The organism is Burkholderia sp. MS389 (assembly GCF_016899425.1).
Lineage (GTDB): Bacteria > Pseudomonadota > Gammaproteobacteria > Burkholderiales > Burkholderiaceae > Burkholderia > Burkholderia sola.
In genome coordinates this window covers 406,229-422,745 of the sequence record NZ_CP045994.1, presented here as the reverse complement: position 1 = coordinate 422,745, position 16,517 = coordinate 406,229, and the positions used below count along the sequence as shown (strand labels likewise).

Annotated in this window: 12 protein-coding genes; 1 reads left to right on the top strand and 11 read right to left on the bottom strand. The window is 66.2% G+C overall.

What is annotated here, in order from left to right:
• Positions 1-82: 82 nt before the first annotated feature.
• From GJG85_RS01955 to GJG85_RS01945, 3 genes are all read right to left on the bottom strand, one after another.
• Positions 83-1,549: a glutamate synthase subunit beta gene (locus tag GJG85_RS01955; protein ID WP_050013141.1), complete on the bottom strand. Its 1,467-nt coding sequence runs from the start codon at positions 1,547-1,549 to the stop codon at positions 83-85.
• A gap of 85 nt (positions 1,550-1,634) precedes the next feature.
• On the bottom strand, positions 1,635-6,338 hold the full coding sequence (locus GJG85_RS01950) for a glutamate synthase-related protein (RefSeq protein WP_050013142.1): 4,704 nt from the start codon (positions 6,336-6,338) through the stop codon (positions 1,635-1,637).
• A gap of 288 nt (positions 6,339-6,626) precedes the next feature.
• The gene (locus GJG85_RS01945) at positions 6,627-7,340 is read right to left on the bottom strand and encodes a transposase (RefSeq protein ID WP_027783329.1); all 714 of its coding nucleotides are present in this window, start codon (positions 7,338-7,340) and stop codon (positions 6,627-6,629) included.
• A 193-nt stretch (positions 7,341-7,533) separates the two neighbouring features.
• Between GJG85_RS01945 and GJG85_RS01940 the strand changes: the two genes are divergently transcribed.
• Positions 7,534-8,265 carry an OmpW family outer membrane protein gene (locus GJG85_RS01940; protein ID WP_204383563.1) on the top strand — a complete coding sequence of 244 codons (732 nt, stop codon included), beginning with the start codon at positions 7,534-7,536 and terminating at the stop codon, positions 8,263-8,265.
• A gap of 187 nt (positions 8,266-8,452) precedes the next feature.
• On the opposite strand, the gene ugpQ is transcribed toward GJG85_RS01940, so the two are convergent.
• The 8 genes from ugpQ to aroK form a co-directional block, all read right to left on the bottom strand.
• Positions 8,453-9,223, bottom strand: a complete 771-nt coding sequence (ugpQ, locus tag GJG85_RS01935) for a glycerophosphodiester phosphodiesterase (RefSeq protein ID WP_089488080.1) — start codon at positions 9,221-9,223, stop codon at positions 8,453-8,455.
• A gap of 28 nt (positions 9,224-9,251) precedes the next feature.
• Positions 9,252-10,337, bottom strand: coding sequence for a sn-glycerol-3-phosphate import ATP-binding protein UgpC (locus GJG85_RS01930; RefSeq protein WP_089488079.1), 1,086 nt, complete (start codon positions 10,335-10,337; stop codon positions 9,252-9,254).
• A 32-nt stretch (positions 10,338-10,369) separates the two neighbouring features.
• The gene (gene ugpE, locus GJG85_RS01925) at positions 10,370-11,215 is read right to left on the bottom strand and encodes a sn-glycerol-3-phosphate ABC transporter permease UgpE (RefSeq protein ID WP_089488078.1); all 846 of its coding nucleotides are present in this window, start codon (positions 11,213-11,215) and stop codon (positions 10,370-10,372) included.
• Positions 11,212-12,096 carry a sn-glycerol-3-phosphate ABC transporter permease UgpA gene (gene ugpA / locus GJG85_RS01920; protein ID WP_027783324.1) on the bottom strand — a complete coding sequence of 295 codons (885 nt, stop codon included), beginning with the start codon at positions 12,094-12,096 and terminating at the stop codon, positions 11,212-11,214. The genes ugpE and ugpA overlap by 4 nt, the downstream gene beginning before the upstream one ends.
• 96 nt (positions 12,097-12,192) lie before the next feature.
• On the bottom strand, positions 12,193-13,527 hold the full coding sequence (gene ugpB / locus GJG85_RS01915; RefSeq protein ID WP_089488077.1) for a sn-glycerol-3-phosphate ABC transporter substrate-binding protein UgpB: 1,335 nt from the start codon (positions 13,525-13,527) through the stop codon (positions 12,193-12,195).
• 88 nt (positions 13,528-13,615) lie between these two features.
• Positions 13,616-14,800 (bottom strand): deoxyguanosinetriphosphate triphosphohydrolase, encoded by a 1,185-nt coding sequence (locus GJG85_RS01910; protein ID WP_235356187.1) that lies wholly within the window; start codon positions 14,798-14,800, stop codon positions 13,616-13,618.
• A gap of 64 nt (positions 14,801-14,864) precedes the next feature.
• Positions 14,865-15,944: a 3-dehydroquinate synthase gene (gene aroB / locus GJG85_RS01905; RefSeq protein ID WP_204383561.1), complete on the bottom strand. Its 1,080-nt coding sequence runs from the start codon at positions 15,942-15,944 to the stop codon at positions 14,865-14,867.
• Complete coding sequence (gene aroK / locus GJG85_RS01900; RefSeq protein ID WP_050013150.1) at positions 15,941-16,495, bottom strand: shikimate kinase AroK; 555 nt, start codon at positions 16,493-16,495, stop codon at positions 15,941-15,943. The genes aroB and aroK overlap by 4 nt, the downstream gene beginning before the upstream one ends.
• Between the last annotated feature and the right edge of the window lie 22 nt (positions 16,496-16,517).

Here is a 16,517-nt window from a genome sequence, read left to right as displayed (position 1 = left end):
CATGCAGCCGCGCCGGGCATAAAAAAACCGGGCGTCCTCTCGGACGCCCGGCGTTCATCGAAACCCGCTCGCGCGATTCAGCTCAGCGCGGCAGTTCCGAATGCCCCATCAGGTATGCATCGACCGAGCGCGCGCACTGGCGGCCTTCGCGGATCGCCCACACCACGAGCGACTGGCCGCGACGCATGTCGCCTGCCGCGAACACCTTGTCGACCGACGTGTAGTACGAACGATCGCCTTCGGTCGCCGCGCGCGCATTGCCGCGCGCGTCCTTCGCGACGCCGAACGCGTCGAGCACCGGCGCGGCCGGTTGCGTGAAGCCCATCGCGAGCAGCACGAGATCGGCCTTCATCTCGAACTCGGAACCCGGCACTTCCTGCATCTTGCCGTCCTTCCACTCGACGCGCACCGCGATCAGCTTCTCGACCTTGCCGTTCTTGCCTTCGAGACGCTTCGTCGCGACCGCCCAGTCACGCTCGCAGCCTTCCTCATGCGACGACGACGTGCGCAGCTTGATCGGCCAGTATGGCCACACGAGCGGCTTGTTTTCCTCTTCCGGCGGCTGCGGCAGCAGCTCGAACTGCGTGACCTGCTTCGCGCCGTGGCGATTCGACGTGCCGACGCAGTCCGAACCCGTATCGCCGCCACCGATCACGATCACGTGCTTGCCCTTCGCGAGCAGCTGGTCGACGAGCTTGTCGCCCGCGTTCACGCGGTTCTGCTGCGGCAGGAAGTCCATCGCGAAATGAACGCCCGCGAGCTCGCGGCCCGGCACCGGCAGGTCACGCGGCGTTTCCGAACCGCCGGCGATCACGACCGCGTCGAACTCTTCCTTCAGCGTGTCCGGCGAGATGGTTTCCTTCGCGAGGCTGCCGATCGACTCGGGCAGCGGCTCCTTGCCGATGAACACGCTGGTGCGGAACGTCACGCCTTCCGCTTCCATCTGGCGCATGCGGCGATCGATCAGCCACTTCTCGAGCTTGAAATCGGGAATCCCGTAACGCAGCAGGCCGCCGATACGGTCGTTCTTCTCGAACACCGTCACGTCGTGGCCCGCGCGCGCGAGCTGCTGCGCGGCGGCGAGGCCCGCGGGGCCCGAACCGACGACCGCGACCTTCTTGCCGGTCTTGTGCTCGGCCGGCAGCGGCTTCACCCAGCCTTCGCCCCAAGCCTTGTCGATGATCGCGTGCTCGATCGACTTGATGCCGACCGGGTCGTCGTTGATCCCAAGCGTGCACGCCGCCTCGCACGGCGCCGGGCAGATGCGGCCCGTGAACTCGGGGAAGTTGTTGGTCGAGTGCAGGACTTCGATCGCCTGCTGCCAGTCCTGGCGGTAAACGAGATCGTTGAAGTCCGGGATGATGTTGTTGACCGGGCAGCCGTTGTTGCAGAACGGGATGCCGCAATCCATGCAGCGCGCGCCCTGGACCTTCGCGTCCGCGTCAGTCAGCGCCGCGACGAATTCCTTGTAGTGCTTCACGCGCGTGAGCGGTGCTTCGTACGCCTCGTGGCGGCGTTCGAACTCCAGAAAACCGGTTGCCTTGCCCATAAGGTGCTCTTCTGTTCGATGTATCGGGTGGGGGAGCCGCGCGCGGCCGTCAGGCGCGCGCGGCATTCGCTATGTCGTTCGTCGCTCAGGCGGCCAGCACTTCCTTCGCCGCCTTCTTCGCACCGATCTCGCCCAGCGCGCGCTTGTATTCGTGCGGGAACACCTTCACGAACTGGCGGCGCGCCGCGTCCCAGTTTTCCAGCAGCGACTTCGCGCGCGGCGAACCCGTGAACTGGAAATGACGCTCGACGAGCCCCTTGAGCAGCGCTTCGTCCGTCGTGCCTTCGTGCCAGAGCGCGCGGTCGACCGTGCGCTCCTGTTCGGCCTGCTGCAGCACCGGCTCGAGCGCGACCATCGACTTGTTGCACTTGGCCGCGAACGTGCCTTCCGGATCGTAGATGTACGCGAGACCGCCCGACATGCCGGCCGCGAAGTTGCGCCCGGTCTCGCCAAGCACGACGACCGTGCCGCCCGTCATGTATTCGCAGCCGTGGTCGCCCGTGCCTTCGACGACCGCCGTCGCGCCCGAGTTGCGCACGCAGAAGCGCTCGCCGGCCACGCCGCGGAAGAAGGCTTCGCCTTCGATCGCGCCGTACATCACCGTGTTGCCGCAGATGATGTTTTCCTCGGACTTGCCGCGGAAGTCATTGGTCGGGCGGATGATGATCCGGCCGCCCGACAGGCCCTTGCCGACGTAGTCGTTGCCGTCGCCGACGAGGTCGAGCGTCACGCCCTTCGCGAGGAACGCGCCGAAGCTCTGGCCGGCCGTGCCCTTCAGCTGGATGTGCACCGCGTCGTCGGCCAGGCCGTCGTGGCCGTGCTTCTTCGCAATCACGCCCGACAGCATCGCGCCGACCGTCCGGTTCACGTTGCGCACCGGCTGGATGAACGACACGTGCTCGCCGTTCTCGATCGCGGCCTTCGCCTTCTCGATCAGCACGTGGTCAAGCGCGCGCTCGAGGCCGTGATCCTGCACGTCGACGTGACGCGGCGCGACGTCCTCGCATTCTTCCGGCTGGTAGAACACGCGCGAGAAGTCAAGGCCCTTCGCCTTCCAGTGCTCGATGCCCTTGCGGGTGTCGAGCAGGTCGGCGCGGCCGATCAGGTCGTCGAACTTCGCGATGCCGAGCTGCGCCATGATCTCGCGCACTTCCTCGGCGACGAAGAAGAAGTAGTTCACGACGTGCTCGGGCTGGCCCTTGAACTTCGCGCGCAGCACCGGATCCTGCGTCGCGACGCCGACCGGGCATGTGTTCAGGTGGCACTTGCGCATCATGATGCAGCCTTCGACGACGAGCGGCGCCGTCGCGAAGCCGAATTCGTCCGCGCCGAGCAGCGCGCCGATCACGACGTCGCGGCCGGTCTTCATCTGGCCGTCGGCCTGCACGCGGATGCGGCCGCGCAGGCGGTTCAGCACCAGCGTCTGCTGCGTTTCGGCGAGGCCGAGCTCCCACGGCGTGCCCGCATGCTTGACCGACGACAGCGGCGACGCGCCCGTGCCGCCGTCATGGCCGGCGATCACGACGTGGTCGGCCTTCGCCTTCGCGACACCGGCCGCGACCGTGCCCACACCCACTTCCGACACGAGCTTCACGGAGATGCTCGCGCTCGGGTTCACGTTCTTCAGGTCGTGGATCAGCTGCGCCAGATCCTCGATCGAGTAGATGTCGTGGTGCGGCGGCGGCGAGATCAGGCCGACGCCCGGCACCGAGTAACGCAGCTTGCCGATGTATTCCGACACCTTGTGGCCCGGCAGCTGGCCGCCTTCGCCCGGCTTCGCGCCCTGCGCCATCTTGATCTGGATCTGGTCGGCCGATGCGAGGTACTCGGCGGTGACGCCGAAACGGCCCGACGCGACCTGCTTGATCTTCGAGCGCAGCGAATCGCCGTCCTTCAGCGGAATGTCGCTGACGATCTCGTCGCCGATCACCGACTTCATCGTCTCGCCCGACTTGATCGGAATGCCGCGCAGTTCGTTGCGATAGCGCTTCTGGTCCTCGCCGCCTTCGCCGGTGTTCGACTTGCCGCCGATCCGGTTCATCGCGACCGCGAGCGTCGCGTGCGCTTCGGTGCTGATCGAGCCGAGCGACATCGCGCCGGTCGCGAAGCGCTTGACGATCTCCTTCGCCGGCTCGACGTCGTCGATCGGGATCGCCCTGGTCGGCTCGACCTTGAATTCGAACAGGCCGCGGAACGTCATGTGACGCTTGGTCTGGTCGTTGATCAGGTGCGCGTATTCCTTGTAAGTCTGGTACGAGTTGCTGCGCGTCGCGTGCTGCAGCTTCGCGATCGAATCCGGCGTCCACATGTGGTCTTCGCCGCGCACGCGGTACGCGTACTCGCCGCCCGCGTCGAGCATGTCGCGCAGGACCGGGCTGTCGCCGAACGCATCGCGGTGCAGGCGGATCGCCTCTTCCGCGACTTCGAACAGGCCGATGCCGCCGACCTTCGACGCCGTGCCCTTGAAGTACTTCTCGACGAGGTCGCTCGACAGGCCGAGCGCTTCGAAGATCTGCGCGCCCGTGTACGACATGTACGTCGAGATGCCCATCTTCGACATCACCTTCTGCAGGCCCTTGCCGACCGCCTTCGTGAAGTTGTAGACGGCCTTCTCCGGCGACAGGTCGCCCGGCAGGCCTTCGGCCATCTTCGCGAGCGTTTCCATCGCGAGGTACGGGTGCACGGCTTCCGCGCCGTAGCCCGCGAGCAGCGCGAAGTGGTGCGTTTCACGCGCGGAGCCCGTCTCGACGACGAGGCCCGTGCTCGTGCGCAGCCCTTGCTGGACGAGGTGCGTGTGGATCGCCGACGTGGCGAGCAGCGCGGGAATCGCGACGTGCTCGGCGTCCGTCTTGCGGTCCGACACGATCAGCATGTTGTAGCCCGACTTCACCGCGTCGACGGCTTCCGCGCACAGCGACGCGAGGCGCGCCTCGATGCCTTCCTTGCCCCAGGCGACCGGATAGCAGATGTTGAGCTCGTACGCGCTGAACTTGCCGCCCGTGTACTGGTCGATCGCGCGGATCTTCGCGATGTCCTTGAAGTCGAGCACCGGCTGCGACACTTCGAGACGCATCGGCGGGTTGATGTTGTTCGTGTCGAGCAGGTTCGGCTTCGGGCCGATGAACGACACGAGCGACATCACCATGTTCTCGCGGATCGGGTCGATCGGCGGGTTCGTGACCTGCGCGAACAGCTGCTTGAAGTAGTGATAGAGCGTCTTGTTCTTGTTCGACATCACCGCGAGCGGCGAGTCGTTGCCCATCGAACCGACGGCTTCCTCGCCCTGCTGCGCCATCGGCGCCATCAGGAACTTCAGGTCTTCCTGCGTATAGCCGAACGCCTGCTGGCGGTCGAGCAGCGCGGCGCCCTGCGTGCGGCCGGCCGCGACTTCCTCGGCCTTCGGCTCGATCTCGTCGAGCTTGATGCGCACCGCGTCGATCCAGCTCTTGTACGGCTTCGCGTTCGCGAGGTTGTCCTTCAATTCCTTGTCGTCGATGATGCGGCCGTGTTCCATGTCGATCAGGAACATCTTGCCCGGCTGCAGGCGCCACTTCTTGACGATCTTCGATTCGGGGATCGGCAGCGTGCCGGCCTCCGACGCCATGATGACGAGGTCGTCGTCGGTCACGATGTAGCGCGCCGGGCGCAGGCCGTTACGATCGAGCGTCGCGCCGATCTGGCGGCCGTCGGTGAACGCGATCGCGGCCGGGCCGTCCCACGGCTCCATCATCGCGGCGTGGTATTCGTAGAACGCGCGGCGGTTCTCGTCCATCAGCGTGTGCTGTTCCCACGCTTCCGGGATCATCATCATCACCGCGTGCACGAGCGGGTAGCCGGCCATCACCAGCAGTTCGAGACAGTTGTCGAACGATGCGGTATCCGACTGGCCCGGGTAGATCAGCGGCCACAGCTTCGGCAGATCGTCGGCGAGCACGTGCGACGCGATCGCGCCGGTACGCGCGTTCAGCCAGTTCACGTTGCCCTTCACGGTGTTGATCTCGCCGTTGTGCGCGATCATCCGGTACGGGTGAGCCAGCTCCCACGCCGGGAACGTGTTGGTCGAGAAGCGCTGGTGCACGAGCGCGAGCGCCGACACGACGCGCGGGTCCTGCAGGTCGCGGTAGTACACGCCGACCTGGCCGGCCAGCAGCAGCCCCTTGTAGACGACCGTGCGCGCCGACATCGACGGCACGAAGTATTCCTTGCCGTGCTTGAGCTTCAGCGCCTGGATGCGGTGGCTCGCCGTCTTGCGGATCACGTACAGCTTCCGCTCGAGCGCGTCCGTCACCATGATGTCCTTGCCGCGGCCGATGAAGATCTGGCGGATCAGCGGCTCGCTCGCCTTCACCGTCGGCGAGATCGGCATCGCATGGTCGACCGGCACGTCGCGCCAGCCGAGCACGACCTGGCCTTCGGCCTTCACCGTACGCTCGAGCTCCTGCTCGCACGCGAGACGCGATGCGTTTTCCTTCGGCAGGAAGATCATCCCCACCCCGTATTCGCCGGCCGGCGGCAGGTCCACGCCCTGCTTCGCCATTTCCTCGCGATAGAACGCGTCCGGAATCTGGATCAGGATGCCCGCGCCGTCGCCCATCAGCGGATCGGCGCCGACCGCGCCGCGGTGATCGAGGTTCTCGAGGATCTTCAGACCCTGCTGAATGATCTCGTGACTCTTCTTGCCCTTGATGTGAGCGACGAAGCCGACGCCGCAGGCGTCGTGTTCGTTTTGCGGGTCGTACAGACCTTGTGCGGCGGGCACCGCGGCGAGCGGCTGCTGGTGGTCGTTCATGGGGACACCGTCGTAAAGGGGGCCTGGAGGCCGTTGAACCGTTTTCTTGTTGCCATCGATCCCGCTCCCGGCGGGAGACGGCGCGGCCGACGGTGGTTGGGCAGGCTTCGCCCGGGCCACCGGAATTCGGAATATACGCGACGAATCAAGGGAATAGCAACAAAAACCGCTTGATCGAACCCCAATTAAATGAGTGCTTTGATGTGGTGCCTTTTTATTAGGGGCGTATCGATTTGGTGCAAAAAGAAGCGGCGCCCGCTGCGCCGCTTCCAGCCTGCCTTTCCGGGGTTACTGCTGGATCGGCGGCGTGTTCTCGCGCACCTTTCTGGGGCGTCCGCGCGGCAACGGCGACACACGCCGGTTCGCGGTGCGCGCCGCCCACTCGCGGTAATTCTCGCCGCCGAGCACCCAGCCCTTCAGCGTCGCCTGCTGCAGCTGGTCGGCCTGCCGCTCGTCGAGCGGCTGCTCGCACAGCTCCTTGTACGCGCGCTGGCGGTCGAACGGCGTGTTGCCGAGCGCCCAGTAGAGCGGATGGTCGGTGATCAGGCTGTCGACGGTGAGCCCGACGTGATGCCGGTAGCTCGACCAGCGATAGGCCTCGGGCGTCGCGACGAGCTGCGAGCGCACCGGGCTCATCTCGACCACGCGGCTCGCGAGCAGGAAATAGCGCTCGCCTTCGATCACCGTCGCCCGATAGCGGCCTTCCCACAGGGTGCCGCGCCGCGAATAGCGCCGGTTGAAATGCGCGACGTAGCGACGGCCGACGGCCTGCATCGCCTTCGGCAGGCTGGCCTCGTCGCTCGGCGTCACGAGCAGTTGCACCTGGCGCGGCAGCAGCACGTAGGCATGCACCGACAGGTGGTGATCGCGTGCGGCGGCCTTCAGGCAATCGATGAAGAGTTCGTAGTCCTGGTCGTCGACGAACGCGGGTTGCTGATCCAGGCCGCGCAGTATCACGTGCTGCGGCTGGTCGGGAACGTAGAGTCGTGCTAACCGTGCCATGCTGAATGTCCGTTTGAACGCGTTAGGAAATACCCGGAGGTCCGAAATTGCGCACCTGCGTGGAATGCCTGCCCCAGCGGCGCGCGTAAGCGTACGGTCGTGCGAATCCTAGGGAGAAAACTCTAACTTACGAGCTTGTTTGGTTTTAAACGCAGTCGTCATAATGAGCACGCCTTTGATCGGAGGAGACACAATGAAACGAAAACTGGCCATTACGGGGGCCGCAGCGCTCGCATTCGCATTCGCGGGCGGTACGGCACACGCACAATCCGCAGGTGATTTCTACCTCAGCACCGGCTGGCTGCACCTTTCGCCGCAGGACAGCAGCGACCCGCTGTTCGTCTACCGCGTGGGCGGCACGCCCATCAACCAATCCATTCCCAACACCGGCGCCGGCATCAACGACGCCGACACGCTGGGCCTCGCGGCGGGCTACTTCGTCACCGACCATATCTCCACCGAGCTCGTGATGGGGATACCGCCGAAGTTCGACATTACCGGCAAGGGTCAGTTCGAAAGATTCGGCGTACTCGGCCGTGCGTACCAGTGGAGCCCCGCCGTGTTGCTGCGCTACCACTTCAACGACGCCAATGCGAAGTTCCGTCCGTATGTCGGCGTCGGCGCGACGTACGTCTGGTTCACCGGCGCGAAGATCACGAACAGCAGCTTCGAGAACGGCGTGCTCGGCGGCCCGACCAGCGCGACGACCAGCAACCAGTGGGCGCCCGTCTTCAACGCCGGCTTCACGTACAACTTCACCAAACACTGGTTCGCGGGGCTGTCGCTCTCGTACATCCCGGTCAAGGTGACCGCGACCTTCACGACGGCCCGCCGGACGCCGGTCGGTACCCTGACCGAAACGTCGAAGGCGAAGATCTCGCTGAACCCGATCGTCACGTACCTGAACGTCGGCTACCGCTTCTAAGCGTAGTCGAATATTTGGGGAATGGTTAATCCTGCTGCAATTTGTAGCGGATTTTTCCTGACGTAACGTCGCCACGATGCAAAACGCCCCGGCGGGAATCCCGTCGGGGCGTCGTTTTTTCGCGTCAGGCACGTTCCGCGCAACGGTTTCGCCAGCGCCGCCGCGGCGCAAGCCGTGGCTGCGGCCATCAGACGGCGTCGATGTCGTCCAGCGCGTCGGGCGCAATCAGGTCGATGCGGTCCGTGCAGATGGCATCGACGCCCCAACGCGCGAGTTCGCGCGCCCGTTCGAGGTCGTTCACCGTGTAAACCAGGATGCGCAGCCCGGCGGCCTTGATCGCGCGCACGAGCGGTTCGTCGAGCCGACTGTGGTCTGCATGCAACGATACGCAGCCGAGCGCATCGATCACCTGCGCCTGCCAGTCGTCCGGCACGACTTCGTAGAGCATCCCGCGCGGCAGGCCCGGCACGGTCGCGCGCGCCTGCTGCAATGCGTCGAACGAGAATGACGACAGCAGCGGCGCCACCGCGGCATCGCGCCAGTACGCGGCCGCGTCGGCCGCCACACGCTGCCCGGTTTCGCGTTCGCGCCCCGGGCACGGCTTGATCTCGACGTTCGCGGCCAGCCCGTGCGCGATGCAGCGCGCCGCGGCCGCCTCCAGCGTCGGCATCCGTTCGCCCGCGAAGCGCGCGTCGAGCCACGCGCCCGCGTCGAGCGCGGCCAGCGCCGCATAACGCATGCCCGCCGCCGCACCCTGCCCATTCGACGTGCGATCGACCGTGTCGTCGTGCAGCAGGAACGTCACGTCGTCGGCCGACAGCTTCGCATCGAACTCGACCATCCGGTGGCCGCGGCGCGCACCCTCGTCGAGTGCGGCGAGCGTGTTCTCCGGCGCGAGCGTGCCGCCGCCGCGATGGGCGACGACGCGCGGATAGGGCCAGTCGGTACGGGATGTCATCGTCGGTCTCTCGGCAGGTGCAGCAGGTTCAGCCGGCACGCTTGCCGGTCTCGGGATCGAAGAAATGCAGCCGGTGCGCAGGCAGCGCAGCCGCGAGCGCCGTGCCGCGCGCGGGACGATCCGCGTGCGGCAGGCGCACCGCGACATCGTGATTGCCCCAGCGGCCGTGCGCGAGATTGTCCGCGCCGAGCAGTTCGCACGAGTCGACCGGCAGCGTCGCCTGCGCGACGCCCGGCTGCGGCGTCATGTGTTCGGGACGCACGCCGAGCACCCAGTCGCGCCCGGTGGCGATCTCCGTGCCGATGCCGGGCGCGCCGGCGACCGGCAGCGCGGGGCCGCCGCCCGCAACCGTAAACGTCGCGCCGTCGTCCGACAGCCGGCCGTGCATCAGGTTCATCGCCGGCGAGCCGATGAAGCCCGCGACGAACACCGTCGCCGGCTTCTCGTACACGTCGACCGGCGCGCCGATCTGCTCCGCGTAGCCGCGGTTCATCACGATCACCCGCTGCGCGAGCGTCATCGCCTCGATCTGGTCGTGCGTCACGTACACGCTCGTCGTCGCGAGCCGCGCATGCAGCCGCTGGATCTCGAGCCGCATCTGCACGCGCAGCTTCGCGTCGAGGTTCGACAACGGCTCGTCGAACAGGAATACCGACGGCTCGCGCACGATCGCGCGCCCCATCGCGACACGCTGCCGCTGCCCGCCCGACAGTTCGCGCGGCCGCCGCGCGAGCAGCGGCTCGAGCTCGAGGATCTTCGCGGCCGCGGCCACCCGCGCATCGATCGTCGCGCGCTCGATCCCGCGAATCTTCAGCCCGTAGCCCATGTTCTGCGCGACCGTCATGTGCGGGTACAGCGCATAGTTCTGGAACACCATCGCGATGTCGCGGTCCTTCGGCTCCAGCGTGTTGACGACCCGGTCGCCGATCGCGATCTCGCCGTCCGTCACGCTCTCGAGCCCCGCGATCATCCGCAGCAACGTCGACTTGCCGCAGCCCGACGGGCCGACCAACACGATGAATTCACCGTCGGAGATCTCCACGTCGATGCCATGCAGCACGTGCTGCTTGCCGTCGTAGGATTTCCTGACGCCCTTCAAGCTCAGCGCAGCCATACCTGGTCCTTCTCCCGGTTACCGTCGGTCATTCATTTCTCGGAATCGACGAGGCCGCGCACGAACCAGCGCTGCATCGCCAGCACGACGACGAGCGGCGGGATCATCGCCAGCAGCGTCGCCGCCATCACGTATTGCCATTCGGTCGCGGCGTCGCCGCTCGCGATCATCGTCTTGATGCCCACCACCGCAGTCGACAGCGACGCTTCCGTCGTGATCAGGATCGGCCACAGATACTGGTTCCAGCCGTAGATGAACGTGATCACGAACAGCGCGGCGATGCTCGTCTTCGACAGCGGCAGCACGACGTCCCAGAAGAAGCGCAGCGGCCCCGCGCCGTCGATGCGCGCCGCGTCCATCAGCTCGTCGGGCAGCGTCATGAAGAACTGGCGGAACAGGAACGTCGCGGTCGCCGATGCGATCAGCGGCAGCGAGAGCCCCGCGTAGGTGTTCGTCAGGTGCAGCGTCGACACGACCTGCACGGTCGGAAAGATCCGCACTTCCACCGGCAGCATCAGCGTGACGAAGATCAGCCAGAACGCCGTATTGCGGAACGGGAAGCGGAAATAGACGATCGCGTACGCGGACAGGATCGACACCGCGATCTTGCCGACCGCGATCCCGAGCGCCATCGCGAAGCTGTTCACGAGCAGCCGGCCGAACGGCGCCGTCGCGCCGCCGCTGCCGTGCCCCCAGATGTACGCGACGTTCTCGAACAGGTGCGTGCTCGGCACGAGCGACAGCGGCACCGCGAACACTTCCTGCGCGTTCATCGTCGCCGCGCAGAACGCGACGTAGACGGGAAACACGATCAGCACGACACCCGCGATCAGCACCGCGTGGCAGAACAGGTCGAAGCCCTTGCGATTTTCGATCATGCGTATTGGACCCTGCGCTCGACGAAGCGGAACTGGATCACCGTGAGCCCCACGACGATGATCATCAGCACGACCGACTGCGCGCCCGAACTGCCGATGTCGAGCCCCTGGAAGCCCTCCGCGAAGATCTTGTAGATCAGCGTCTTGGTGCTCTGCGCCGGGCCGCCGCCGGTGGCCGCGTCGATCACCGGGAACGTGTCGAAGAACGCGTAGACGAGGTTCACGACCAGCAGGAAGAAACTCGTCGGCGACAGCAGCGGCAGCACGATGTTGAAGAAGCGCCGCACCGGCCCCGCGCCGTCGATCGCGGCCGCCTCGATCAGCGAGCGCGGAATCGCCTGCAGCCCCGCGTAGAAGAACAGGAAGTTGTAGCTCACCTGCTTCCACACCGACGCCAGCACGACGAGGAACATCGCCTGGCCGCCGTTCAGCGCGTGGTTCCACACGATGCCGCCCTTCGCGAGCGCATACGTGATCAGCCCGATGCTCGGGTTGAACAGGAACGCCCACAGCACGGCCGCGATCGTCGGCGCGACCGCGTACGGCCAGATCAGCAGCGTGCGGTACACGCGCGCGCCGCGGATCACGCGGTCGGCGCATGCGGCCAGCAACAGCGACACGACGAGCCCGCTCACGGTGACGAGCGAACTGAACACAAGCGTCGTGCGGAACGAATCGAGATACAGCGGATCGGCGAACAGGTGCGTGAAATTCGCGAAGCCGACGAATTCGCTCGACGTGCCGAACGCGTCCTGCATCTGCGTGGACTGCCACAGCGCGACGCCGGCCGGCCACAGGAAGAACACGGCGGTGATCGCGAGCTGCGGCGCGATCAGCAGGTACGGCACCGGGCTCGTACCGAAACGGGAACGGGATTGCATCGCGGATATCCGGTCAGGCGAAACGGAAGGGAAACCGCGCCGCCGGACGGCACGCGCTCGCGCGCGGCGCCGCCGGCGGCACGACGCGATGCGTGCTCAGCCGCCCGACTTCTCGAAGCGGCGCAGCAGTTCGTCGCCGCGCGACGCGGCCGAATCGAGCGCGTCCTTCGGCGACTTCTTCTGCGCCCAGACCTGTTCGAACTCCTCGTCGACGACCGTGCGGATCTGCGGCATGTTGCCCAGCCGCAGCCCCTTCGTGTACGGCAGCGGCGGCTTGTTCAGCATCTGCTTGATCGCGGTTTCGGCGCTCGGGTTCTTCGCGTAGAAGCCCTGCTGACGCGTCAGGTCGTACGCGGCGGTCGTGACCGGCAGGTAGCCCGTGTCCTGGTGCCACTTCGCGGCGACCGCGGGCGACGCCAGGTAAGAGAGGAATTTCGCGACGCCCTTGTAGGTCGCCGGATCCTTGCCGGCCAGCACCCACAGGCTCGCGCCGCCGATGATCGCGTTCTGCGGCGCGCCCTTCACGTTCGCGTCGTACGGCATCATGCCCGTGCCGTAGCTGAACTTCGCGAACTTCTGCACGTTCGCGAGCGCGCCCGACGACGTCGTCAGGATCCCGCAGTCGCCGCTGTAGAACTTCGCCGACGCTTCATCCTTGCGGCCCGCGTACGTGAACGTGCCGTCCTTCGCCATCTGCTGCAGGAAGGCGACATGTTCGATCTGCTGCGGCTTGTTGAACTCGAGCACGGCGTCGGTGCCGTCGAAGCCGTTGTTGCGGCTCGCGAACGGCAGCCCGTGCCATGCGCTGTAGTTTTCGAGCTGGATCCAGCCCTGCCAGCCGGTCGTGAAGCCGCACGCCATCCCCGACTTGCGCAGCTTCTCGGCATCGGCCTTCACGTCGGCCCACGTCTTCGGCGGCTGGTTCGGATCGAGGCCGGCCTTCTTGAACGCGTCCTTGTTGTAGTACAGCACCGGCGTCGAGCTGTTGAACGGCATCGACACGAGGTGGCCCGTCTTCGCGTCGCTGTAGTAGCTCGCGATGGTCGGCACGAACGCCTTCTCGTCGAGCGTCACGCCGGCCTGCTTGAACACGTCGTAGACGGGCACGACCGCCTTCTTCGCCTGCATCATCGTCGCCGTGCCGACTTCATAGACCTGCAGGATCGCCGGCGCGTTGCCGCTGCGATAGGCCGCGATGCCGGCCGCGAGCGCCTGGTCGTAGGTGCCCTTGAAGACCGGCACGATCTTGTAGTCGCTTTGCGACGCGTTGAACTGGTCGGCGATCGCGTTGACCCGCTCGCCGAGCGCGGCCTCCATCGCATGCCAGAACTGAATTTCCGTCGCGGCGAGCGCCACGTGCTGCACCCCGAACATCAGCGCGCCGCCGAGCGCGATCGAACGAACCAGTGTCCCCGCAGGCTTCTTCTTCATCGACCTCTCCTATGAAAACGTTACCAACAGCGTGTGCAACCTTCCCGTCGCCATTGAACCGGCGAAGTCTAGTGATCGTTTGTGACAGTCAGTTGTCGCTGATGACGAACAGGCGCTGATATTCCTTCAGCGCGAAGCGGTCGGTCATGCCGGCGATGTAGTGCGCGACGAGACGCGGCTGCTGCGCCGCGTCGTCGGACTGGTACGGCGGCGGCAGCAGGCGCGGATCGTCGATGAACGCGTCGAACAGCCCCGTGACGACGCGTTGCGCCTTGCTCGCCATGCGCATCACCTTGTAGTGGCGATACAGGTTCTTGAAGAGGAAGCGCTTGAGGGCCGCTGCCTGCGCGGCGACCTCGGGGCTGTGCGACACGAGCGGCGGCGCGTCGCGCACGTCGTCGAGCGACGCGGGCGCGACGCGCACGAGATTGCGCGTGGTTTCGTCGATCAGGTCGACGATCAGCGTGTTGATGATGCGGCGCACCGTCTCGTGCACGAGACGGCGGCCTTCGAGGTGCGGGAATTCGGCGAGCGCCGCGTCGTAGTGACGCTGCCACAGCTCGACTTCCGCGAGCTGCTCGATCGTGATCAGGCCGGAACGCAGGCCGTCGTCGACGTCGTGGTTGTTGTAGGCGATCTCGTCGGCGATGTTCGCGAGCTGCGCCTCGAGCGACGGCTGGCGGCCCTGCAGGAAGCGCTCGCCGAGCGCGCCGAGCTTGCGTGCATTCTCGCGCGAGCAGTGTTTCAGGATGCCTTCGCGCGTCTCGAAGCACAGGTTCAACCCGTTGAACGCGCCGTAGTGCTCCTCGAGCTCGTCGACCACCGCAAGGCTCTGCAGGTTGTGCTCGAAGCCGCCGTGCTCGCGCATGCACGCATTCAGCGCGTCCTGCCCGGCATGGCCGAACGGCGTATGGCCGAGATCGTGCGCGAGCGAGATCGCTTCGACGAGATCCTCGTTCAGTCGCAGGTTGCGCGCGACCGAGCGCGCGATCTGCGCGACTTCGAGGCTGTGCGTGAGGCGCGTGCGGAACAGGTCGCCTTCGTGATTGACGAAGACCTGCGTCTTGTATTCGAGCCGGCGAAACGCGGTCGAATGGACGATGCGGTCGCGATCGCGCTGGAATTCGGTGCGCGCCGCCGGCGGGGTTTCCGGATGGCGGCGGCCGCGTGACTGCGACGCGTGCGCGGCATACGGAGCGAGATGGGCTTCCAGCGCCGCCAGCGTCGGCGGCTCGGCCACCGGCGCAGCAGATGCGCGGCTGGCTTCGGGCAATGTGCTGCTGGATGTCTCGCTCACGTCTCCTCCATGTCAGGCGCGCCGGCGGATCCGGGCGCCGTTAGCCGGTCGTTTGCGCCAGTGTAGCGAATACCGCTTCGTCCGGCGCCTGCGTGATCAGCGTATCGCCGAATCGCTTCAGCAGGATGAACTTGATCGCGCCGGCCTCAGCCTTCTTGTCGACGCGCATCAGGTCGATGTAGCGCGCATCGCCGAGCGCCGGCCCGCGGGTCGGCAGATGCGCGGCCGCGATCACCGCATCGAGGCGCTGCCGCGACGCTTCGTCGAGCAGGCCGAGCCGCACCGACAGGTCGCCCGCCATCACCATTCCGCAGCCGACCGCCTCGCCGTGCAGCCATTCGCCGTAGCCTAGCCCGGCCTCGATCGCATGGCCGAACGTGTGGCCGAAGTTCAGGATCGCGCGCAGGCCGCCTTCGCGCTCGTCGGCCGCGACGACGCTCGCCTTGATCTCGCACGAACGCTTCACCGCATGCGCGAGCGCGGCGGGCTCGCGACGATTCAGCGCATCGACGTTCGCCTCGATCCAGTCGAAGAATGCCGCATCGGCGATCGCGCCGGTCTTGATGATCTCGGCCACGCCGGCCGCCAGCTCGCGATCGGGCAGCGTCGTGAGCGCGCCGATGTCCGCGATCACGGCCTGCGGTTGGTAGAACGCGCCGATCATGTTCTTGCCGAACGGGTGGTTGATGCCCGTCTTGCCGCCGACCGACGAATCGACCTGCGACAGCAGCGTCGTCGGCACCTGGATGAACGGCACGCCGCGCATGTAGCACGCGGCGGCAAAGCCGGTCATGTCGCCGACCACGCCGCCGCCGAGCGCGACGAGCGTCGTCTTGCGATCGGCGTGATCCGTCAGCAGGCCGTCGAAGATCAGGTTCAGCGTTTCCCAGTTCTTGTATGCCTCGCCGTCCGGCAGCACGACCGTCGACACGCGCTTGCCGAGCGGCGCGAGCGCCGCGCGCAGCGCGTCGCCGTAGAGCGGATCGACCGTCGTGTTCGTGACGATCGTGACCGACGAACCCTTGATGTGGGGCGAGAACAGCTCGGTGCGGCCGATCAGGCCGGCGCCAATATGAATCGGGTAGGCGCGGTCGCCCAGATCGACGTTGACAGTAATCATGCTTGTAGCGGCTTGGCGATGACGCCGGCCAGTTCGAGTTGCATCAACACCATGTTGACGAGACCGTTGACCGACGGACGGCCGGTCTCGATGACGAAATCCGCGCATTCGCGGTACAGCGGGTCACGCACTTCGTACAGCGCTTCCAGACGCCCCTTCGGATCTTCGGTCTGCAACAGCGGGCGATTCTTGTCCTTGCGCGTGCGCAGCCATAGATCGTGCGGGTTGGCGCGCAGGTAGACGACGATGCCGTTGGTTTTCAGGCTGTTGCGGTTTTCCGGGCGCAGCACCGCGCCCCCGCCGGTCGCGAGCACGATGTTCTCGCGCTGCGCGAGCTCGGCGATCACCTGCGTTTCGCGATCGCGAAAGCCGGCCTCGCCCTCCAGCTCGAAGATCACCGGAATGCGCGCGCCCGTACGGGCCTCGATTTCGTGGTCGGAGTCGAAGAACGTCCTGTCGAGACGACGCGCGACCGCACGGCCCACGGTGGTCTTACCCGCTCCCATAAGGCCGACGAAAAATACGTTTGCATGTGGGTCCCGCGCTTGCAACGGCTTCCTCTGCTTCAATCTT